The sequence below is a fragment of the Actinotalea alkalitolerans genome (assembly GCF_023369855.1).
Lineage (GTDB): Bacteria > Actinomycetota > Actinomycetes > Actinomycetales > Cellulomonadaceae > Actinotalea.
The window spans coordinates 1-19,984 of the sequence record NZ_JAMBPP010000002.1 but is presented as its reverse complement, the minus strand read 5'-3'; the positions used below and the strand labels follow the sequence as shown (position 1 = coordinate 19,984).

The window sequence follows — 19,984 nt, the reverse complement described above, 5'->3', positions numbered from 1 at the left end:
GGAGCACGCGAGATGTCGCGCCTGGCGGACTAGCGTGCAGCCATGGCCTCTCACCCCAGGACGACGTCGTGAGCCCGACCGAGGGCGTGACCGCCGCGAGCGCCGCCCACCTGCGTGATCTCTGGGCGCGGGACCTCCCGGCGTTCGGGCTGTGGAGCGTGCTCGCCGACCCCGCCGTGGCGGAGGTGCTCGCCGCGAGCCCGTTCGACTACGTGTGCCTTGACCTCCAGCACGGGGTCGCGACCTTCAGCGAGCTGCCGGACCTGCTGCGGTCGATGCGGGGCGCCGGGCTCGCGCCGGTGGTCCGGGTCCCGTGGAACGAGCCGGCCGGGGTGATGCGGGCCCTGGACACCGGTGCCGCGGCGGTCCTGGTGCCGATGGTCAACAGCGCGGACGACGCCCGCCGCGCCGCAGCGGCGTGCCGGTTCCCACCGGTGGGGGAGCGCAGCTGGGGACCGATGTGGGGTGACAGCCGGCCCGACGGTGCCCTGCCGCCTGCCCAGCAGGACGCTGCGGTGCTCTGCCTGGTGATGGTCGAGACGCAGGCAGGGGTCGACGCGCTCGAGGAGATCGTCCGGGTCCCCGGGGTCGACGGGGTGTACATCGGCCCCAACGACCTGGCGCTCGGCTGCGGGCACGGTCGTGCGACCTACCGCGACTCGGCCGAGGTCGATGCGCTGATCGAGCACGTGGTGACGACCTGCCGCGCGGCAGGTGTCGTCGCCGGGCTGCACTGCTCGGACCCGGAGATGGCCCTGCACTGGGCCGGGCGTGGGGTCAGGCTGCTGACCGCCGCGCAGGACACCACCCTCCTGCGGGTCGCGGCCGCTGATGCGTGGGCGTCGGTGGCGCGGGGTTCTGGGCGCGGCACCTGAGATTCACGGGGTAGTGCGTGAGAGCGGTGCCGGCGTAAGGTAGACGAACTAGTACGTCTACTTAAGGGGTTCGATCATGCATCGCGTCGCCACGAGAACCGACACCCGTGCGGTCGTCCGCCACCAGGCCCGCTCATGACGGACGTGGAGGCGCCCCCGGCGGCGCGGCGTGCCACCGCGGTGAGCCGCACGATCGGTCGGGTCTCGTTGGGGCTGGTGCTCGCGATGGCCGGGGTCAGCCACCTCACCAGCGCGCGCGAGGAGTTCCAGGCACAGGTGCCCCTGTGGGTCCCGTTCGACCCTGACCTGGTCGTGCTCGGCTCGGGCGTGGTCGAGATCGCCCTCGGGGCGGCGCTGCTCGTGGTCGGCCGACGCCACCGACCGCTCGTGGGGTGGGCCGTCGCAGCGTTCTTCGTCGCGATCTTCCCGGGGAACATCTCCCAGCTCGTGACCGGTACGGACGCGTTCGGCCTCGACAGTGACACCGCGCGGGCGGTGCGCCTGCTCTTCCAGCCACTGCTGGTCGTGTGGGCCCTGTGGTCCACGGGCGCCTGGCGGACGTGGCGCGACCGGCGTCGGGAGCGACACGTGGAGCTGCAGGCGTGAGCCCCGCCGCGCCGTCGGTCATCACCAGGTGGAGCCTCTCGTGGTGGTGACCGGAACCGACCTCGTGGCGCAGGAGCTCGCTCTGGTCGTGGGACGCCCGACCCGGCACGGAGGGCAGGCCGAGGCGGCACGGCGCATCCTCGAGGTGGCTGCACCTCTGTTCTACGGGCACGGCATCCGGGCGGTCAGCGCTGACCTCGTGATCGAGGCGGCCGGTGTCACCAAGGCCACCTTCTACCGCCACTTCCCGACCAAGGACGAGCTCGTCGTGGCCTACCTGTCTGCGGTCTCCGAGGCCGAGCAACGCGAGCTCGGTCGTTGGCGTGCCGCGTCCCCCGACCGGCCGGGCGAGGTGCTCGAGCGCTACGCCAGGGCGCTGGGCGCGCAGGCCTGCGGTGCGGCCTTCCGAGGGTGCCCCTTCCTGAACGCGATGGCCGAGTACCCCGAGGTCGAGCACCCGGTGCAGGTGGCGGTCGAACGGCACCGATCGTGGCTGCGCGGTGCTGCCGCGGACCTGCTCGGTCAGCTCGGCGTGCGCGAGCCCGACCTCGTCGCCCTCGAGCTGGTCATGCTGCGAGACGGCGCGATGGCCGCCGGGAGCGGCGTGCCGGCGGCGCAGGTGGAGGCCGCACTCGTGCGCGCGGGAACGGCCATCGTCCGCTCGGCGATGCTGGGGTCACGCTGACCCGTCGCGGCTTCCTGGTGGGCCACCGGGCCTCGGCGTGTCACGGTGGGGGGCGGGCGCGCCGGCACGTGCTCTTCCGGGCGCCTGGGGCTCGGCCGTGGTGGTGGACCGGTTCGACGACAGCCGAGGGCCACGAGGGTCGCGGGCAGGTCGGCCCGACCTGTCCTGCAGGTTCACCACCGGCCCGGCCGGCTGAGCGGTGGGCGGGGCAGGGGTGGAGGGGGTTCCGGGTTCCGCGGGCGTCGCGTCGGTCGGGAGTGCTGCGCTGGTGGACGACGGCCCTCCGTTCAGCGGCACGGCGGCGGCGGGCAGTGGCCTCGAGGCGGGGCGCCCCGGTGGACCGTCACCGGGGACGGGCGCGACGGGGGTCTGCGCGGCGGAGCCCGTCTCCGCTGCGACCGGAGCCGAGGTGGGCTCGACCTCGGGCTCGACGGCCGGTGGTGACGGCGAGGGCGCGACGGGTGCCACGGAGGTCGTGCTCTCGACCTCGACCGGGGGGATCGCCGTCGGGTCGCTCGTGGAGGGGACCTCGAGCGGCTGGCTGGTGTCGGGTGCCGGGACGGATGGTTGGTCACCGTCACCTGTCGGCGCCGTGGCGAGGGCATCGGCGGTGGTGAAGGAGTCATGGGTCACATCGAGGGGAGCCGTGACGGGTGCGACCGCTGCGTCAGGGTCCGCGGTGGTGGCCGGGGCGCCGTCCACGAGGGCGGTAGTGCCTACCGTCGAGGCCTCAGCGCTGATGATCGAGCTCGGTGGTGAGGAGTCGGCAGCAGTTGCCGGTACGGCGGCGATGCCACCCCAGGCCGTCGTGACGCTGAGCGCGGCGGCGACCATGACCCCCGCTGCCCCGGTCACGGCGGCGACCGAACCGGCGGCGGTCGAGCCTGCGGTGACTGTGCCGGCAGCGACCGAACCTGCGGCCGCCAGGCCTGCGGTGGTCAGCCCGCCGCTCGTGCCGCACGTGCACGCTGCCACGGCGCCGGTCCCCGCGGCCGCGGTGGAACCCGCCCCGGAGGCTCCCGCACCGAGACCCGCAGCGCCGAACCCGGTGCTGCCGAGCCCGGTGCTGCCCATCATCCCGGCGCTCGCGGCAGCCGCTGCGGTACCGCCGAACCCGACACCCTCGACGACCCACAACGGAACGGCCCCGAGCACCAGCGGTCCGATGACCGTGCGCATGCCGTGGTTGACGTCATCGAGCTCGAGGGCGACCGTCCGGCACCGGGGGCAGTCCTCGAGGTGGGAGCCCACCTGGACCGTCTCCCGGCGGCCGAGGCCGTCGCGCACGTACGCACCGAGCTTGCCGTTGATCTCGACGCAGCCGGTGCCGGCCGGGTGCATCAGGTGCTGCTGGAGGTAGGCCTGGCGCAGTCCTTCACGGGCCCGGTAGGTCAGCGCGGCGACACCGTTGGCGGTCAGGCCCAGGATCGGTGCGATCTCGGCAGGGCCGAGCCGCTCGACCTCGGAGTACCAGAGAGCCTCCTGCCACCGTGCGGGCAAGGAGTGGAAGGCCTCGGTGACGACCCCTCGCTCGAAGTCGGCCATCGCGGGGTCCTCGCTGGACCCGGCCGGTTCCTGCGTGGTCTCGAGAGCGGAGATGTCGTCCGCCGGTCGTGTCCGCCGACCGTTCTCCACGGTGTGCAGGGCGACCCGACGCACGACGGTGAACAGGTACGCGCGGAAGGCGAGGTCGGGACCGTCCCCGCCGCGCAGGCTGGCCAGCACGCGGGCGAAGGCGTCAGCCACCGCGTCCTCGGCGTCCGCCGGGGAGTTGGTGTACCGGCGCGCCACGGCGCGTGCCGCAGTGCAGTGCCTCTGGTACAGCATCCCGAACGCGGCCGAGTCGCCTGCGCGGACGGCGCTGATGAGCTCGACATCGCCGAGGAGGTCTCGAGTGCTGCCCATGCTCGTGCGCATCGCGATCACCTCGCCCGACTCAGCGTCTCACGGAGGCGCATCCGTGCACAGAGAGAGATTCCGGACAGGCCCCGCGGCCGGTGTGATCATCGGCGTATCCTCGACCTCGGACCGGCCGTCGGAGCGCTCTGCGGCGATCGCGGTCAGGCAGAGGGGCGGCCCATGGCACCGCACGAGCACGCCGACCCCGCACGGCGAGGCCGCCACGCGCGCGCCGGCATCGGTGGCGGTGAGACCCGCAGACGTCAGTTCGCGACCCTGCTCGAGCACTCGCCCGACGCGACGGTGATCCTCGACGAGCAGGGTCTGGTCTGCGAGTGGAACCCTGCCGCCGAGGCCCTGCTCGGTCGCTCGCGTTCCGACGTGCACGGGATCGCGGCACGGAGCATCGTGCCCGACGCGCACCGTCCGGCGTACGACGCCCTCTGGGCGGACCTCCTGCGAGGACGCCCCACGCCCCCCGGCCGGCTGGTGTGGCAACAGTCGAACGGTGCGGAGATGACGGTCCGTGCCCACGTCGCCCCGATCCGGGCGGATGACCGCTTCGCGGGCGCGGTGGCCATCCTGCGTACCGACCCGGGACACTCGGGGCAGGACGGGCACAGGCGCCTCGAGGCGGTGGCTGCCCCGAGGTTCGCCGGGGTCGAACGGGACGAGCTCACCGGCCTCCCCGGACGTCGTGTCCTCCAGCAACGGCTGGCCGCACCGTTGGGACCCGGCAGGGGGCGCGGCGTGGCCCTGCTCGACCTGGACGGTCTGGCGCTGGTCAACGAGGCCTACGGGCACGACGCCGGCGATGCCGTGCTGGCCGAGATGGCGCGTCGGCTGCTCACCGTGGGCGGTTCCGGGCTGGGTCGATGGCAAGCCGACTCCTTCGTCTGGGTGACCGACACCCCCGACCCTGCGGTCGAGATCGAGCGGCTGATCCGCGCCGTGGGCGAGGTGCTCGACGAGCCGTTCCAGGTGGGCGACGACAGCCTGCGCCTGACCGTGAGCACGGGCGCCGTGACCACCGACCTGGCTCATGGGGCAGACCTCCTCGCCGCGGCGACCGATGCGCTGCGCGTGGCCAAGGACTCCGGTCGCGACCGTGTGGTCTGGTACAGCGAGGTGCTGCGAACCAGTCCGACGGGCGCCTTCCGGCTCGCCAACGACCTGCAGCAGGGCATCCGCGACGGGGAGCTGCGACTGCACTTCCAGCCCATCATGGAGCTCGCGACCAACCAGGTGCTCGGGGTCGAGGCCCTGGTGCGCTGGGAGCGGCCGGGCGCGGGGCTGCTCGGCCCCGCCTCGTTCCTCGACGTGGCCGAGCGCACGGGCCAGATCCTCGAGCTCGGACGGTGGGTGACGCAGAGCGCGTGCCGCGCCGCGGCCGAGCTGGTCGGCACCGGTGCCCTGCGCAACGTCAGCATCAACGTCTCGGCGCGTCAGCTGGGCGACCCGGAGCTCGCCGACATGCTGCGCACCGCGCTGCTGGTGGGTGGGTGCGAGGCGTCGGCCCTCACCCTCGAGGTCACCGAGACGGCCCTCATGCATGACCTTCCGGCGGCTGCGGCGACGCTGGACCTGCTCAAGGGTCTGGGCGTGGGGGTGGACCTCGACGACTTCGGGACCGGGTACTCCTCGCTGCTGTACCTCAAGCACTTCCCGGTCGACCGGCTCAAGATCGACCAGTCCTTCGTCGCGGGACTGGGTTCTGACTCCGCCGACACCGCGATCGTCGCGTCGACCATCGCGCTGGCGCACAGCATCGGCATCCGTGCGGTGGCCGAGGGGGTCGAGACGTCCGACCAGCTGGTGATGCTGCGCCAGCTGGGCTGCGACTTCGTCCAGGGCTACCTGCTCGCACGCCCGATGCCGCTCGACGAGTTCGCCGGCTGGTTGGTCGACCACGACCCGTCGCGGTACGACGGGTCGGCTCCGTCGGGCGCGGCGCCGGCCCCCGAGGGTGCGGCCCGCGACCTCGCGGCGGACCTGCGTGACCGGCGTGGTGACGACCGTGAGGTGCTCGCCGACGCGCGCGAGGTGCTCGCCGATGAGCGCGACGAGATCGCTGACGAGCGGCAGGGTGTCGCCGACGTCCGCGAGTGGCAGGCCGATGATCGGGACGTGGCGGCAGATCTCCGCGATGACGTGGCCGACGACCGCGACGACGTCGCTGACGTGCGGGACGAGGTCGCGGACGTCCGTGACCAGCACGCGGCAGGACGCGAGTCGAGGTCGGCGTCCGACCAGCCCTGAGCGGGCGGGACGACTGCCGATGCTTGAGTCTGCGGCCGGCTCACCGACGGCGCCCCGCGCTCGGGTGGCGGGGCGCCGTCGGTGGGGGGTCAGGCGACCGTGGCCGCGACCCTGGGCTCGGCGCCCTCGTGGGTCGCGGGGGGATTCGCCTCGATGGTCCGTCGGTAGGCCGCGAGGTCGGTGAACAGCTCGTCGGTCAACGGGTTCTTGCGGTGGGTGACGATCCGGCGCACCTGGTAGACCAGCACCGCGACGTTGGCGACCAGGGACAGGGCGCTCATCGTGTACAGCGCTCGCGGGTCGTGGGTCGAGCCCACCGCGAAGGTCGAGGTCCCCACGAAGGCCGGCACGGCCATGGTGAACATCATCCAGAAGGCCAGGGTCTGGGCCCGGTGCTGGAGCCAGGAGCCCTTGGTGATGAAGAAGGCCGGGATGGTGCAGGCGACCAGCAGCGCAGCACCTGCGTAGAAGGCGTGGTCGCCCACGGCGTTGTAGACGTAGGCGAAGTTCCACAGGTCGTAGGCGATGATCCAGAACCAGAGCATGTCGGGCCAGATCATGGTGCGCGCGCCGCGGCGGCTGGTGGAGATGTAGATCCCGGCCCAGCCGCAGATCGTGACGATGTTCAGGATGCCTGCGACGCCGTTCATGATGTTCCACGGCCCGCCGACCATCATCACGCCGTCGACGATGCCGTTGAGGCTGTAGACCTCGAAGTCGCGGATGACCGCCTCGAGGATGTTGATCGCCAGGATCGCGGCCGGGAACATCAGCCAGTAGCGGTTCCTGGCGAAGCGCGGGATGTATCGCAGGGCCATGAACCCGATGCAGCCGGCCAGGGCCGAGTACACCTTGACCCAGTGGAACCAGCTGCCGGTCGCGGAGCCGTGGGCTGCCGTGGTGGGCCAGACGAAGATCGTCAGGATGATCGGCAGCACGATGAACAGGGCGATGCCCGCCTTCTTGCTGGCGCGGGTCAGCTCGCTCAGCCCGATCAGGACAGCGACGACCACCACCCACATCGCGGCGGAGTACCAGGGGATGGACTCGAACAGGAACATCGGTGCTCTCCTTCGGGGTCTTGCCACGTCGGCGTGACTTTATGTACTGGACAGTACAAAAGAACGCCGATGGCGAAGGGGTCCGAAGGTCCTAGGGTCCCGGGCGTGCTCAGGCTGGCAGGCTGGACCCGTGCACACCCCGTCACCCGAGCGCCGGTGCACGTCCCGAACGCTGGCCGGAGGCCCTTGATGTCATCTCACGTGCTCGTGCTGGTCGGTCGCGGTCGCTACGAGGACCCGTGGCACGACCACGCCGCCACTGCCGTCCGGGTGCTTCGCGTGCTGGACGACCTCCAGGTACCCGTGACGGTGCGCAGCACCTTCCCTGACGCGCTCGCCGACGCGACGGCGGAGTCGACCGCCCTCCTGGTGGTCGCTGCCGGCAGGGGGAGGGTGGATCCGGGCTTCGACGGGGACGACCAGGCGTGGGTCGCCTTCCACGCGCGCCTCGCCGCGCTGGTGGCGCAGGGCGTACCGCTCCTGGGCCTGCACCAGGCCGCCAACACGTTCGCCGACAGCCCGACCTGGGCGCGCGACCTCGGCGGCCGCTGGGTCCCCGACCGTTCGTGGCACCCACCGATCGGCCAGGCGTCGTTCCGGGCCGTTGACGTCGACCACCCGGTCACCACGGGGCTGGCCGGGGTCGAGGCCTACGACGAGCGCTACTGCGACCTCGAGATCGACCGACGCTCGCACGTGCTGCTGACGGCAGAGCACGAGGGGCGAGAGCACCCGGTGGTGTGGCAGGCACCCGGGCCCGGCCGGGTGCTCTACGACGGGCTCGGCCACGACGAGCGTTCCTACGAGAGCCCGAGCCGGTCCGACCTGCTCCGCCGGGAAATCGCCTGGTTGCTCGACGCGTCCGACGGGCCTCGGTCGCGCGGCCGGGTGCGGCAGACGAGGCGGCCGGAATGAGCTCCGCCGCATCAGGCGCCGTCGAGGCGGTCGCCCTCGAGCGTCCCGCTTCGATCACCAGGGCCGAGCGGTCGCTCGCCCCCGACATCGCCCGCGGAGCCATGCTCCTGTTCATCGCGGTCGCGAACGTCGGGATGTACCTGTGGGGTCGCGGGCTCGACGAGTACGGCAACGCGGCCGACGCGGTGGGGGTCGACCGCCTCGCCCACGCCCTCGAGCAGCTGCTCATGGCCGAGCGCTCACGGCCGATGTTCGCGATCCTGTACGGCTTCGGCATCGCGGTGATGGCCTCACGCATGGCGGCCCGGGGAGTAGACCCGCGAGGGGTCCGTCGGGTGCTGCGCCGGCGCAGCTGGTGGTTGGTCGCGCTCGGTGTGCTGCACGCCGGCCTGCTGTTCTCGGGTGACATCCTCGCCGCGTACGGCGCCTCCGGGCTGATCGTCCTGGGGCTGGTCCAGCTGTCCGGCAGGGCGCTGCGTCGATGGCTGTGGGGGACCCTCGTGTTCGTCGCCCTGGTCGGCCTGCCCGGGTTCGCCGTCATGCTCTCGATGGGGTCGACGCTGGACGAGGGTCTGGCTGCGGGTGAGCATCCCGCCGGGTCCGGCTACCTCTCCCACGTCGTGCACGGCCTGGCCACGAGTGCGGGGGGCATGGTCTTCGCGGTGCTCCTCATGGCGTACCTGCCGCTCATGATCGGCGGGATCATGCTCCGTCGCGCGGGCTGGCTGGACCGTCCTGCGGACAACCTCGTCGTCCTGCGGAGGGTCTTCGTCTCGGGCATGGTCGTGAACCTCACCAGCTCGCTGCCGGTGACCCTGATCGCGCTGGGCGTGTGGCAGCCCGGGACTGGCACGGCGGTGGTCGCCACCTGGGTCACGCTGCTGGGTGGCATGTACGCGGGATGGGGCTACATCTGCGGCTTCGCGCTGCTCGCCCACCGATGGTCCGCGCGCGGTCGGCGAGGGCTGCCCGGCGCGCTCGCCGCACTCGGCGAACGGTCGTTGACCGGCTACCTCGGCCAGTCGCTGCTGATGGCGCCGCTGCTCTCCCCGTGGGGGCTGGCGCTCGGTGACGGTCTCGGATACCTGGGGGCCTACGCGATCGCCGTCGGCGCATGGCTCACCACCCTGGTGCTCGCGGTGGTCCTGGAGCGCCGCGGGCTGCGGGGCCCGTTCGAGGTGCTGCTGCGGCGTCTCACCTACGGTCCGAGTCACGGCTCGGGCTGAGACCGAGCACCGGTGCCAGCACCACCAGCGCGGTCGAGGCGAGCACGTGCCAGGCCGCGTGCCCCTGCCAGATGCTCTCGGGCACGCACAGAGGACCACCGGCGCGCGACAACGTGCCGATGGTCGCACCCACGGCCAGCACGGCCACGGCCGCCAGGACGCGCACCCGGGTCGCGGGTCGTCGAGCGGCCCTGAGCAGGGTGAGGCCGACCGCGACCGTGGCCACCGCGACCTGCACCCCGTCGGCCACCAGGGGTGCCGCGAGGATCAGGGGGACCAGGGCGAGCGACGGGACGGCCCACCACCACCAGGTCCGCGGGCGTCGGGCCAGGTCGGCGAACGAGTCCGCCGCGACGAAGGCGAGGGTGGCGACCAGCGGGAGGTCGTGGGCGAGGTCGGCCCCAGGGGGGTCGGGTCCGTGCTGGATCACCGAGCCGACGCCGATGCCGGCCACCAGCAGCGCGTAGCCGGTCACCGGTCCGGGGGGTCGCTGCGTGTCGTCCGACGCTGACCTGCGGGCCGACCGTCGGGCCAGCAGCACGATCAGTGCTGCCGCGACGACGAAGGCCAGGCTGGTGACCGCCGAGACGGGCTCGGCGAGCAGGCCGTCCCGGACGGGCTCGCACCCCGGTCCGGCGTCGGGCACCGGAGCCGGGCCCGGAGCCGCGGTCCACCTCATCCCGTCCAGGGTAGGAGGGACGGGCGTCATCGGCTCTGCCCGCCCGCGAGGGCGGGGTCGGTCCGGCTGGCCCGGCGGGCCGAACGGACGCATGATGGCTTGGGGGGTGAACCTCATGTCCGTCCTTGTCGCCTATGCCAGCCGTCACGGGTCGACCGAGGGGATCGCGCGTCGCATCGCAGCGACCCTCACGGAGCAGAACCGACCTGCGCTCGCGCGGTCGGTGCTCGCCGTGGACGGCTTCAGCGACCACGAGGCGGTGGTCGTGGGCAGTGCTGTCCAGCACGCCCTGTGGCTCGAGGAGGCGGTCACCTTCGTCCGGCGGTTCGAGGACGAGCTCGCCGTACGCCCGGTCTGGTTCTTCAGCTGCGGCCCGCTGGGTGTCGAACGCCCGGACGTGATCTCGCCCCCGGTGTGGCGGGTCGCCCGCCCGCCGGACCTGACCGACCTCATCCAGGCCGTGGGTGCCCGCGAGCACAGGGTCTTCCACGGCGCCCTGGACCCGCGCACCCTGGGTTACCGGGAACGCGCCGCCCGGGCCGACCCGGCGGTCCTGGACGAGCTGCCCGCAGGTGACTTCCGGGACTGGGCCGAGGTCGACTGGTGGGCGCAGCGGCTCGCCCGCGAGATGCGGTGGCTGTGCACGCGCCACCCGGCGCGCTGAACCATCCGACCACCTCGGCCGACCACCTCTGCCGACCGGTCCGTCGTCGGCCACCCGGCGTAAGGTGAGGGACCTCCCCGGTGCCCGACCTGGTGCGAGCGCGGGGTGCTGATCCACCGTCGGTGGGTGCGGTCCGTCCACAGGAGGAGTCCGGCGTGCTGAGGTTCGGCTACAAGGCGTCCGCAGAGCAGTTCGGACCGCGGGAGCTGATCGACTTCGCGGTCCGAGCCGAGCGTGCGGGCTTCGACTCGGTGTTCGTCAGCGACCACCTCCAGCCCTGGCGCCACACCGGCGGCCACGCGCCTGCGGCACTGCCGTGGCTGGGGGCGCTGGTGGCGAGCACCGAGCGTGTCCTGGTCGGCACGAGCGTGCTGACGCCCACCTTCCGCTACCACCCCGGTGTGGTCGCCCAGGCCTTCGCGACCCTCGGCTGCCTCGCGCCGGGCCGGGTGATCCTGGGGATCGGCTCGGGCGAGGCGATGAACGAGGCACCGCTGGGGATCGAGTGGCCCGAGGGCAAGGAGCGCTTCGCACGTTTCAAGGAGGCGATCCTGCTCATCCAGGAGCTGTGGGCCGGTGAGCGGGTCACCTTCGAGGGGGCTCACTACCGGACCGAGAACGCCACGATCTACGACCGGCCCGAGACCCCTGTGCCCCTGTACGTCGCCGCGTCGGGGCCTGCGGCGACGCGCCTGGCCGGGCGTCTGGGCGACGGGTTCATCTGCACCTCGGGGAAGGGGCGCGAGCTCTACACCGAGACGCTCCTGCCGGCCCTGGCGGAGGGCGCCGCGAAGGAGGGGCGCACCCTGGACGACCTGGACCTGATGATCGAGGTCAAGGTCTCGTTCGACACCGACCGTCGCCGCGCCCTGGAGGACACCCGCTTCTGGGGAGCGCTGGCGCTCTCGAGCGAGGAGAAGACGGGCGTCGAGGACCCGGTCGAGATGGAGCGCCTGGCCGACGCGCTGCCGATCGAGCGCACGGCCTCGCGCTGGATCGTCTCGGACGACCCCGAGGAGCACGTCGAGCGCATCTGGGACTACGTCGGCATGGGGTTCCGGCACCTGGTGTTCCACGCCCCGGGGCCGGACCAGGCACGCTTCATCGAGCAGTACCAGACCCATGTGCTGCCACGGCTGCGGGAGCGGGCGGCCGCGCTCGCCTGAGCCGCGACGCCATTCCCAGGACGGGTTGCCAGCCGATGACGGAGCTCGACCTCCTCGGTCATCTCGAGGGCGTCCAGGCGGACTTCCTGCGCACCCTGCGCGACGTCGACCCCTCGACGGCCGTGCCGTGGTGCGGAGCCTGGCGGGTGCGAGACCTCGCCGACCATCTCGCCCGCGTCCACCACTGGGCGGCCGCGCACGTCCGGGGCGGGCCCGAGGAACCGCTCGGGGAGGGACCGTCCGACCTTCAGGACCTCTACCGCACGTGCGCCGCCGAGCTGCGTGAGGTCCTGGGCGGGGCCGGGCCCGAGGCGCCGTGCCTCACGCTCGTGGGGCCGGGCCGCGCGTCCTTCTGGCGTCGTCGCCAGCTCCACGAGACCCTCGTGCACCTCTGGGACCTGCGGACCGCCGGTGGGCTCGGTCTGGCGGTGGCCCCCGAGGTGTGGGCCGACACCGTGGACGAGGTCGTCACGGTGATGCAGCCACGCCAGGTGCACCTCGGACGGATGCCGCGGCTGCCGTCCGCGATCGAGCTCGTGGCCACGGACGCCGGGCGCACCTGGCGGCTCGACACCGCCGACGACGGTCCACCCGCGGTGAGCGTCCGCGGCTCGGCGGCCGAGCTCGCCCTGCTGCTCTGGGGTCGCCGCACCGTGGAGGACGCGCGGGCGCAGGTCTCGGGGGACGCGGACGTGCTCGCCGACGCCCTCGCTCAGGGGCTGACACCCTGAGGCCCGCGGTCGGCAGGTGCCGGTGCGACCCGGCCGGCTGACCCGCGCTGACCACCCCGCGGTGCCCGACGACGCGGCGGACGGGGCAGACTGCAGCCGTGCCCCCGGATGCCCTCGAGCGGCTGCTCGCCGACCCGCCCGATCTGCCTGTCGCGGACGGGCTCGGGTCGCTCTCGGCTGCGCTTCGCGGGCACGGCACCGCGGTGGTGCACGCACCGCCGGGCACGGGGAAGACGACGCTCGTCCCGCCGCTCGTGGCCGGTCTGGTGCCGGGGCGGGTGGTGGTCACCCAGCCGCGGAGGATCGCGGCCCGCGCTGCCGCGCACCGGCTCGCCCACCTGCTGGGTGAGCCGGTCGGCCGCACGGTCGGCTTCTCGGTGCGCGGCGAGAGCCGCACGAGCGCCTCGACCCGGGTCGAGATGGTCACCACCGGGGTCCTGGTGCGCCGACTCCAGCGCGACGCGGACCTCCCGGGTGTGGGGGCGGTGATCCTGGACGAGGTGCACGAGCGCCACCTCGATGCCGACCTGGCGCTGGCCCTGCTCGTCGACGTGCGGACCCACCTGCGGCCCGACCTGGTGCTGGTCGCGATGTCGGCGACGGTCGAGTCCGAGCGCACGGCCCACCTCCTGGGTGGTGCCCTTCAGCCGGACGGAGCGACGCCGCCGGCCCCGGTGATCGACATCCCGGGCGCGCTGCACCCCGTCGAGGAGATCTGGTGCCCGGCTCCCGGGCGCACCGCTCGTCTCGACGACCGTGGGGTGACTCCGGCGTTCCTGGACCACGTGGCGGCCAGCGTCCGTCGTGCGCTGAGCGAGCGTGAGGGGGACGTGCTGGTCTTCGTGCCCGGGGCCGGGGAGGTCAACGGGGTCGTCCGCCGGCTCGCGGGAGCCGTCGACGGCTCCGGGACGGCGGTGGACGTGCGTCCGCTGCACGGCAGGTTGGGCCACCGTGAGCAGGACCTCGCCCTGGCGCGGGGAGCGCGGCGCCGGGTCGTGGTGTCCACGGCGGTGGCGGAGTCCTCGCTGACGGTGCCGGGGGTCCGCTGCGTGGTGGACGCCGGTCTGGCGCGTCAGCCGCGCACCGACCACCGCCGCGGGCTCGCCGGGCTGGTGACCGTCGGCGTCAGCAGGGCCGGTGCGACGCAGCGTGCAGGCCGGGCGGGCAGGGAGGGCCCGGGCGCCGTCTACCGCTGCTGGTCGCAGGCCGAGCACGCGCGGCTCGCGCAGCACCCCGAGCCGGAGATCCTCACCGCAGACCTGACGGCCTTCGCCCTCGACCTGGCCTGCTGGGGGAGCCCGGACGGCACGGGGTTGGTCTGGCTGGACCCGCCGCCCGGTGCGGGGATGGCTGTCGCGCGCACCGTGCTCGACGGGCTCGGAGCGGTGACCCCCGACGGTGCCGCCACCCCCCGAGGTCGGGCCATCGCCCGGGTGGCCGCCGACCCACGCCTGGCCCGGGCCCTGCTCGACTCGGCCGAGGTGGTGGGTGCCCGCCGCGCCGCGGAGGTCGTCGCCCTGCTGTCGCTCGACGTGCGATCGCCCGGTGGTGACCTCGTCGCCGCGCTGCGTGAGATGCGGCGAGGTGGCCCTGAGACCCCGCAGTGGCGCGCCCAGGTGGCCCGCCTCCGGGCAACCTTGCCCGAGGGGCGTGGCGGCCGGGCAGGTCGCTCGCCCGACGCCCTCCCCGACGACCTGGCGGTCGGTCTGGTCGTCGCGCTTGCCCATCCCGACAGGATCGCCCGGCGGCGCCCCGGGGGCTCGACCTACCTGATGGCCTCGGGGACCGGCGCCGTGGTGCCCGGGGAGCACGGCGTGCTCAGCGGGTTGACGTGGCTGGCGGTCGCCGAGGCCGACCGCGGCGCGGGACGACGTGACGCCCTGGTGCGCTCGGCCGCACCGCTCGACGAGGCCCTCGCGCGTGAGGCCGCGCCCTCGGCCGTGCGCACCGAGGACAGGGTCGGGTGGGAGGACGGCCAGGTGGTCGCCCGCCGCAGCACGTGGCTCGGGGCGATCGAGCTGACCTCGACGCGGATCCCTGACCCGCCACCCGCCCTGGTCGCGCGCGCCGTCCGTGACGGGCTCGCACGGGAGGGCCTCGACCTGCTGCCCTGGTCGGCGGCCGCGTCCGGGCTGCGGCGCCGGATGGCCTTCCTGCACGCGGCGATGGGTGCGCCCTGGCCCGACGTCGGCGACGAGGCGCTGCTCGAGGGGATCGAGGGGTGGCTCGGCCCCGACCTCGCTCGGGTGCGCGGGGCCAGGGACCTCGCCCGGATCGACGTCGTCTCCGCGCTGCGCAGGTTGCTGCCCTGGCCGCAGGCCGGTCGTCTGGACGGGTTGGCCCCCGAGCAGGTGGTGGTCCCGAGCGGGTCGCGGGTCCGGATCGACTACGCGGACCCTGCGCAGCCCGTGCTCTCCGTGCGGGTCCAGGAGGTCTTCGGGTGGCGGCGCGCCCCTCGGCTCGCCGACGACCGCGTCCCCCTCGTGCTGCACCTGCTCTCCCCGGCGCGTCGTCCGGCAGCGGTCACGGCCGACCTCGAGTCGTTCTGGCGCACCGGGTACCCGCAGGTGAGGTCCGAGCTCCGGGGTCGTTACCCCAAGCACGCGTGGCCCGAGGACCCGCTGACGGCCCCGCCCACCGCAGGGGTGCGGCGTCCCGGTGCGGGTGGGTCGCGGCCACGACCGCTCACCTAGGATCGATTCGACCGGGATCGGCGAGGACGACGAGGGACGGGTCAGATGAGGGTTGCACGCTTGCACGCGGTGGGGGACGTCCGGGTCGGTCACGAGGCTGACCCGGTCCCGACCCAGGGGCAGAGCCTGGTCCGGGTCACCGCGGTGGGACTGTGCGGCTCCGACCTGCACTGGTTCAGCGAGGGCGGCATCGGTGACGCCGGTCTGTCGACACCTCTGGTCCTGGGGCACGAGCTCGCCGGCGTGGTGCAGGGTGGCCCGCAGGACGGTGTGCGGGTCGCGGTCGACCCGGCGCACCCGTGCGGGAGGTGCGAGCACTGCCTCGAGGGCAACCGGAACCTGTGCCCGACCGTCGGGTTCGCGGGCCACGGCCGGACCGACGGTGGCCTGCGCGAGCTCGTCGCCTGGCCCACCGAGCTGCTGCACCCGGTCCCTGACGCGCTGAGCGACGCGGACGCCGCGATGCTCGAGCCGTTGGGGGTCGCGCTGCACGCGATGGACCTCGCGCGCCCCCGCCTGGGCGCGACGGTCGCCGTCGTCGGCTGCGGTCCGATCGGCCTGTGCGTGGTCCAGCTGGCCCGCGCGGCCGGGGCGACGCGCGTGGTCGCGGTCGAGCCGCTCGCCCACCGCCGCGCGGCGGCGGTGGCCCTGGGCGCCGACGTCGCCCTGGACGCGCACCACCCGGACATCCTGGACCAGGTCGCCGAGGCGACCCACGGACGCGGCGCCGACGTCGTGGTCGAGGTGGCCGGCAACGACGCGGCGGTCGGGCTCTCGGTGCACGCTGCGCGCGCCGGGGCCAAGGTGATCCTGGCGGGCATCCCCGGGCAGGACAGCACGACGTTCCCGGCGTCGGTGGCTCGCCGCAAGGGGCTGAGCCTGCTGCTCTCGCGCCGGATGAAGGAGATGTACCCGCGTACCACGCGACTGGTCGAGCGGGGGGTGGTCGACGTGAGGTCCGTGGTCACCCACACCTTCGGCCTCGACGACTCGGCGCAGGCCTTCGCGGTGGCCGACGCCCGGACCGGTCTCAAGGTCGTCGTCGAGCCCGGCGCATGAGGCTGGTCGTCGCGGTCGACTGCTCGACGACCGCCGCCAAGGCCGTGGTCCACGACCAGGACGGTCACGTGGTGGCGAGCGCCTCACGACCGCTGCGGACCACCCAGCCGGTCGCGGCGTGGCACGAGCAGGACGCCACGCACTGGTGGACGGCGACCCGCGCGGCAGTCGCCGAGGCGGTCGGTGAGCTCGACGACCCCGGCCGGGTCGCGGCTCTGTGCCTGACGCACCAGCGCGAGACCTTCGTCTGCCTGGATGCCCAGGGGCAGCCCCTGCGTCCGGCGGTGCTCTGGCTCGACGGCCGCGCCCACGAGGAGATCGCCGAGCTCGGGTCCGCGAGGGTCCACGAGCTCTCGGGCAAGCCGCCGGACACCACCCCCGCGCTGTACAAGCTCGCGTGGCTCTCCCGACACGAGCCCGTGGTGCTCGAGCAGGCCGCCAGGGTGGGGGACGTCCAGGCGTACCTGTGCCTGCGACTCACCGGGCGGTGGGCCACCAGCCACGCCTCGGCCGACACCCTCGGGCTGCTCGACCTGCAGCGCGGCGCGTGGTCACCTGAGCTGCTCGCCCTCGCCGGGGTGCGCCACGACCAGCTCCCCGCACTGGTACCCGCCGGCGACGTCCTGGCGTCGCTGACCCCTGAGGTCGCGCGTGAGCTCGGGCTGCCCGGCCCGGTACCGCTCGTGGCGGGCATCGGCGACGGCCAGGCCGCCGGACTCGCCCTGGGTGCCACGGCCCCGGGGGTCGCGTACCTCAACCTGGGGACGTCCATGGTGCTGGGGGTGCACTCCGACACCTACCTGTGGGACCCCGCGTTCCGGACCCTGGCGGGCATGACCGCGCAGGGCTACACCCTGGAGACGGTGCTCAACGCTGCGGCGTACGTGGCCACCTGGTGCCGTGAGGAGCTCGGCGGGGCGTCGGGCACGGACCTGGAGGACCTCGCGGCCGCGGTCCCCGCCGGGGCCGAGGGGCTGCTCACCGTGCCGTACTGGAACGCCGCCCAGACCCCGCACTGGGACCCGCTGGCGCGGGGCGCGACCGTCGGCTGGCACGGTCGGCACACCCGCGGTCACCTGTACCGGTCGGTCCTCGAGGGTGTCGGCTTCGAGCTGCGTCTGCACCTCGAGCGGCTCGAGCGCGCGACGGGTCGTCCGGTCGAGCAGATCCGTGCCGTGGGTGGGGGAGCGCGGAGCACGCTGTGGGTGCAGATCCTCAGCGACATCACCCAGCGGCCGGTGCGGGTGTGCTCCGCGGGTGAGGTGAGTGCGGCCGGTGCCGCGGCCCTGGCCTGGCAGCACCTGGTCGCGGCTGGGGCGATCGCCTCCGGGCGCGTCACCCCCGAGCCGGAGGGGCACGACGTCCTGCCCGATCAGGGGCTCGCGCCGGTCTACGACGCCCTGTACGCCGTGCACCAGCAGATCTACCCGGGCCTGCGGGGGGTCTTCGCCGACCTGGCCGCAGCGGCGGCGGTGCGCCCGGTGCCGCCGTCGGCCCAGGGCTAGGGTGCGAGGATGAGCGCCCTCAAGGTCTTGTTCATCGGTGGTACCGGGACGATCAGCTCGGCGTGCTCGGCCCTCGCGCTCGAGCGGGGGATCGACCTGCACCTGCTGAGCCGCGGCACGAGCGACCGCCCGGTGCCGCACGGGGCGACAGCGCTGCACGGGGACATCCGGGACCCCGCGTCGGTGCGGGCCGCGCTGGGTGACCTGGAGTTCGACGCCGTGGTCGACTGGGTGGCCTTCACCCCCGAGCACGTGCGGACCGACATCGACCTGTTCACCGGGCGCACCGCCCAGTACGTGTTCATCAGCTCGGCCTCGGCCTACCAGACGCCACCCGCGCGGGTGCCGGTGGTCGAGTCGACCCCGCTGCGCAACCCCTTCTGGCAGTACTCCCGCGACAAGATCGCCTGCGAGGAGGTGCTGACCGCGGCCTACCGCCAGGACGGCTTCCCGGCGACGGTCGTGCGGCCCTCCCACACCTACGACCGGACGCTCATCCCGCTCGACGGCGGGTGGACCGTGATCGACCGGATGCGTCGCGGCAAGGAGGTCGTGGTGCACGGGGACGGCACCTCGCTGTGGACGCTCACGCACCACAGCGACTTCGCGCGCGGGTTCGTCCCGCTCCTGGGTCACCCGCGCACCCTCGGCGAGGCCTTCCACATCACCTCCGACGACGCCCTGACCTGGGACCAGATCACCCGGGCGCTGGCCTCCGCAGCAGGGTGCGAGGCCCGGATCGTCCACGTCCCCTCCGACGTGATCGCCGCTGCCGACCCGGGCTGGGGGGCCGGGCTGCTGGGCGACAAGGCCCACTCGATGGTCTTCGACAACACCAAGCTGCGCAGCGTGGTGCCCGACTTCGTCGCGACGGTCCCGTTCGAGCAGGGTGCCCGCGAGATCGTCGCCTGGTACGACGCCGAGCCGACCCGTCGGAGGGTCGACCCGGCGCACGACGCACTGCTGGACTCCTTGGTGGAGCGCTTCCGGGTGGGGTGACGCCCGGTCTCAGGCGTCGCGTCGGTGCAGGAGCACGGCGGCGACGGCGACCGTGACCGCTGCCCACGCCACCAGGACGCCGTACCCCTGCCAGGGGGTCAGCACGGTGCCTGACGTCATCGCGTCGACCGAGGCGAGCATCTCGTCGTCGAACAGGACTCGACGCCCGGCTGCCGACGGCAGGAACGGGCCGACCAGCTCGAAGAGGCGCAGCGGGATCATCGTCACGATGTTGTCGATCACGAGCAGCATGCCGAGCACCGCGGTCAGCGCCCCGGCGCTGTGCCGCAGCAGGGCGCCGACCCCGAACGCCAGCAGCGCGACGGCGACCAGGTACAGGGGCAGGCCGACGGTCATGCGCAGCGTCTCGGCGGAGGTCAGGTCGAAGGTCGCCCCGAGGCGGTCGTGGAAGGGCATGGTCGCCACGTAGGACAGGACCATCGCGACGAGGCTGACGGCGGCCACGACCAGGCTCAGCACGAGGGCCTTGGCGCCGAGGGTCGGCAGCCGCCGGGGCACGGCGGCGACGGTCGAGCGGATCATCCCGGTGGAGTACTCGCCCGCGATGGTCAGCACACCGAGCACGGCGACCGCGAGCTGTCCCAGCTGGTAGCCGGCGCTGAGGAGCTGGGCGACGTTCATGCCAAGCACGGGCTCCTGCCCCTCGATGGTGAGCGTGCTGCCCCAGGAGGCCAGGACGCTCACCCCGACCATCAGCAGGACGGTGGCGATCAGCGTCCACAGGGTCGAGCGGACGGTGCGGAACTTGATCCACTCGGCGTGGACGACCCGGGCGAAGGTGACCCGGTACGGCCCGGGCACCGGCCGTCCCGGTGCGGTGGGGGCGGGGGCGGTCAGGTCGGGGGCGGTCAGGGTGCTCATCGGGGTGTGCTTCCGGTGGTGGTGGTGGGGAGGGCGGTGGAGTGGTATTCGACGTCGTCGGCGGTGAGCTGCATGTAGGC

17 protein-coding genes are annotated in these 19,984 nt (G+C 73.6%); 13 read left to right on the top strand and 4 right to left on the bottom strand.

The genetic code is table 11. The features are described from left to right. The first annotated feature begins 68 nt into the window (after positions 1–68). The 3 genes from M1R94_RS01900 to M1R94_RS01890 all read left to right on the top strand — a co-directional run bounded on the left by M1R94_RS01900 (position 69) and on the right by M1R94_RS01890 (position 2,166). Positions 69–875: an HpcH/HpaI aldolase family protein gene (locus tag M1R94_RS01900; RefSeq protein WP_249379979.1), complete on the top strand. Its 807-nt coding sequence runs from the start codon at positions 69–71 to the stop codon at positions 873–875. Positions 876–1,010: 135 nt separating this feature from the next. Next, complete coding sequence (locus M1R94_RS01895; protein ID WP_249379978.1) at positions 1,011–1,481, top strand: DoxX family protein; 471 nt, start codon at positions 1,011–1,013, stop codon at positions 1,479–1,481. A gap of 40 nt (positions 1,482–1,521) precedes the next feature. Further along, complete coding sequence (locus M1R94_RS01890) at positions 1,522–2,166, top strand: TetR/AcrR family transcriptional regulator (protein WP_249379977.1); 645 nt, start codon at positions 1,522–1,524, stop codon at positions 2,164–2,166. Here M1R94_RS01890 and M1R94_RS01885 read toward each other — a convergent pair. Continuing rightward, positions 2,158–4,083 (bottom strand): sigma-70 family RNA polymerase sigma factor, encoded by a 1,926-nt coding sequence (locus tag M1R94_RS01885; protein WP_249379976.1) that lies wholly within the window; start codon positions 4,081–4,083, stop codon positions 2,158–2,160. The two genes, M1R94_RS01890 and M1R94_RS01885, sit on opposite strands and share 9 nt — an antisense overlap. A 162-nt stretch (positions 4,084–4,245) precedes the next feature. On the opposite strand from M1R94_RS01885, the gene M1R94_RS01880 reads away from it, so the two are divergent. Continuing rightward, complete coding sequence (locus M1R94_RS01880; RefSeq protein WP_249379975.1) at positions 4,246–6,324, top strand: putative bifunctional diguanylate cyclase/phosphodiesterase; 2,079 nt, start codon at positions 4,246–4,248, stop codon at positions 6,322–6,324. An 89-nt stretch (positions 6,325–6,413) separates the two neighbouring features. On the opposite strand, the gene M1R94_RS01875 is transcribed toward M1R94_RS01880, so the two are convergent. After that, positions 6,414–7,385, bottom strand: coding sequence for a DUF5692 family protein (locus tag M1R94_RS01875; protein WP_249379974.1), 972 nt, complete (start codon positions 7,383–7,385; stop codon positions 6,414–6,416). Positions 7,386–7,574: 189 nt separating this feature from the next. On the opposite strand from M1R94_RS01875, the gene M1R94_RS01870 reads away from it, so the two are divergent. Together M1R94_RS01870 and M1R94_RS01865 are read left to right on the top strand one after the other, a co-directional pair. Continuing rightward, the gene (locus tag M1R94_RS01870) at positions 7,575–8,300 is read left to right on the top strand and encodes a ThuA domain-containing protein (protein ID WP_249379973.1); all 726 of its coding nucleotides are present in this window, start codon (positions 7,575–7,577) and stop codon (positions 8,298–8,300) included. Beyond that, complete coding sequence (locus M1R94_RS01865) at positions 8,297–9,526, top strand: DUF418 domain-containing protein (RefSeq protein WP_249379972.1); 1,230 nt, start codon at positions 8,297–8,299, stop codon at positions 9,524–9,526. Before M1R94_RS01870 ends, M1R94_RS01865 begins: the two co-directional genes overlap by 4 nt. Here M1R94_RS01865 and M1R94_RS01860 read toward each other — a convergent pair. After that, positions 9,495–10,205, bottom strand: a complete 711-nt coding sequence (locus tag M1R94_RS01860; protein ID WP_249379971.1) for a hypothetical protein — start codon at positions 10,203–10,205, stop codon at positions 9,495–9,497. The two genes, M1R94_RS01865 and M1R94_RS01860, sit on opposite strands and share 32 nt — an antisense overlap. Before the next feature lie 115 nt (positions 10,206–10,320). On the opposite strand from M1R94_RS01860, the gene M1R94_RS01855 reads away from it, so the two are divergent. From M1R94_RS01855 to M1R94_RS01825, 7 genes are all read left to right on the top strand, one after another. Then, positions 10,321–10,869: a flavodoxin domain-containing protein gene (locus M1R94_RS01855; RefSeq protein WP_249379970.1), complete on the top strand. Its 549-nt coding sequence runs from the start codon at positions 10,321–10,323 to the stop codon at positions 10,867–10,869. Between the two features lie 155 nt (positions 10,870–11,024). Beyond that, complete coding sequence (gene fgd / locus M1R94_RS01850; protein WP_249379969.1) at positions 11,025–12,035, top strand: glucose-6-phosphate dehydrogenase (coenzyme-F420); 1,011 nt, start codon at positions 11,025–11,027, stop codon at positions 12,033–12,035. A 35-nt stretch (positions 12,036–12,070) separates the two neighbouring features. After that, positions 12,071–12,766, top strand: coding sequence for a maleylpyruvate isomerase family mycothiol-dependent enzyme (locus M1R94_RS01845; RefSeq protein ID WP_249379968.1), 696 nt, complete (start codon positions 12,071–12,073; stop codon positions 12,764–12,766). 98 nt (positions 12,767–12,864) lie between these two features. Then, a complete protein-coding gene (hrpB, locus tag M1R94_RS01840; RefSeq protein WP_249379967.1) occupies positions 12,865–15,459 on the top strand; it encodes an ATP-dependent helicase HrpB in 2,595 nt (864 codons plus the stop codon). 45 nt (positions 15,460–15,504) lie between these two features. After that, entirely contained in the window at positions 15,505–16,518 is a 1,014-nt protein-coding gene (locus M1R94_RS01835; protein ID WP_249379966.1) for a zinc-dependent alcohol dehydrogenase, read from the top strand. Next, the gene (locus tag M1R94_RS01830) at positions 16,515–18,023 is read left to right on the top strand and encodes a xylulokinase (RefSeq protein ID WP_249379965.1); all 1,509 of its coding nucleotides are present in this window, start codon (positions 16,515–16,517) and stop codon (positions 18,021–18,023) included. Before M1R94_RS01835 ends, M1R94_RS01830 begins: the two co-directional genes overlap by 4 nt. 9 nt (positions 18,024–18,032) lie before the next feature. Further along, positions 18,033–19,022 carry an SDR family oxidoreductase gene (locus M1R94_RS01825; protein WP_249379964.1) on the top strand — a complete coding sequence of 330 codons (990 nt, stop codon included), beginning with the start codon at positions 18,033–18,035 and terminating at the stop codon, positions 19,020–19,022. A gap of 9 nt (positions 19,023–19,031) precedes the next feature. Here the strand turns inward: M1R94_RS01825 and M1R94_RS01820 are convergent, their stop codons facing one another. Beyond that, positions 19,032–19,904 (bottom strand): ABC transporter permease, encoded by an 873-nt coding sequence (locus M1R94_RS01820; RefSeq protein WP_249379963.1) that lies wholly within the window; start codon positions 19,902–19,904, stop codon positions 19,032–19,034. Between the last annotated feature and the right edge of the window lie 80 nt (positions 19,905–19,984).

What these genes read in the sequence shown, in the direction of transcription:
- M1R94_RS01895 (WP_249379978.1), top strand. Translation starts at nt 1,011, where the DNA reads ATGACGGACGTGGAGGCGCCCCCGGCGGCGCGGCGTGCCACCGCGGTG.
- M1R94_RS01885 (WP_249379976.1), bottom strand. Translation starts at nt 4,083, where the DNA reads ATGCGCACGAGCATGGGCAGCACTCGAGACCTCCTCGGCGATGTCGAG.
- M1R94_RS01880 (WP_249379975.1), top strand. Translation starts at nt 4,246, where the DNA reads ATGGCACCGCACGAGCACGCCGACCCCGCACGGCGAGGCCGCCACGCG.
- M1R94_RS01875 (WP_249379974.1), bottom strand. Translation starts at nt 7,385, where the DNA reads ATGTTCCTGTTCGAGTCCATCCCCTGGTACTCCGCCGCGATGTGGGTG.
- M1R94_RS01870 (WP_249379973.1), top strand. Translation starts at nt 7,575, where the DNA reads ATGTCATCTCACGTGCTCGTGCTGGTCGGTCGCGGTCGCTACGAGGAC.
- M1R94_RS01865 (WP_249379972.1), top strand. Translation starts at nt 8,297, where the DNA reads ATGAGCTCCGCCGCATCAGGCGCCGTCGAGGCGGTCGCCCTCGAGCGT.
- M1R94_RS01860 (WP_249379971.1), bottom strand. Translation starts at nt 10,205, where the DNA reads ATGAGGTGGACCGCGGCTCCGGGCCCGGCTCCGGTGCCCGACGCCGGA.
- M1R94_RS01855 (WP_249379970.1), top strand. Translation starts at nt 10,321, where the DNA reads ATGTCCGTCCTTGTCGCCTATGCCAGCCGTCACGGGTCGACCGAGGGG.
- M1R94_RS01845 (WP_249379968.1), top strand. Translation starts at nt 12,071, where the DNA reads ATGACGGAGCTCGACCTCCTCGGTCATCTCGAGGGCGTCCAGGCGGAC.
- M1R94_RS01835 (WP_249379966.1), top strand. Translation starts at nt 15,505, where the DNA reads ATGAGGGTTGCACGCTTGCACGCGGTGGGGGACGTCCGGGTCGGTCAC.
- M1R94_RS01830 (WP_249379965.1), top strand. Translation starts at nt 16,515, where the DNA reads ATGAGGCTGGTCGTCGCGGTCGACTGCTCGACGACCGCCGCCAAGGCC.
- M1R94_RS01825 (WP_249379964.1), top strand. Translation starts at nt 18,033, where the DNA reads ATGAGCGCCCTCAAGGTCTTGTTCATCGGTGGTACCGGGACGATCAGC.
- M1R94_RS01820 (WP_249379963.1), bottom strand. Translation starts at nt 19,904, where the DNA reads ATGAGCACCCTGACCGCCCCCGACCTGACCGCCCCCGCCCCCACCGCA.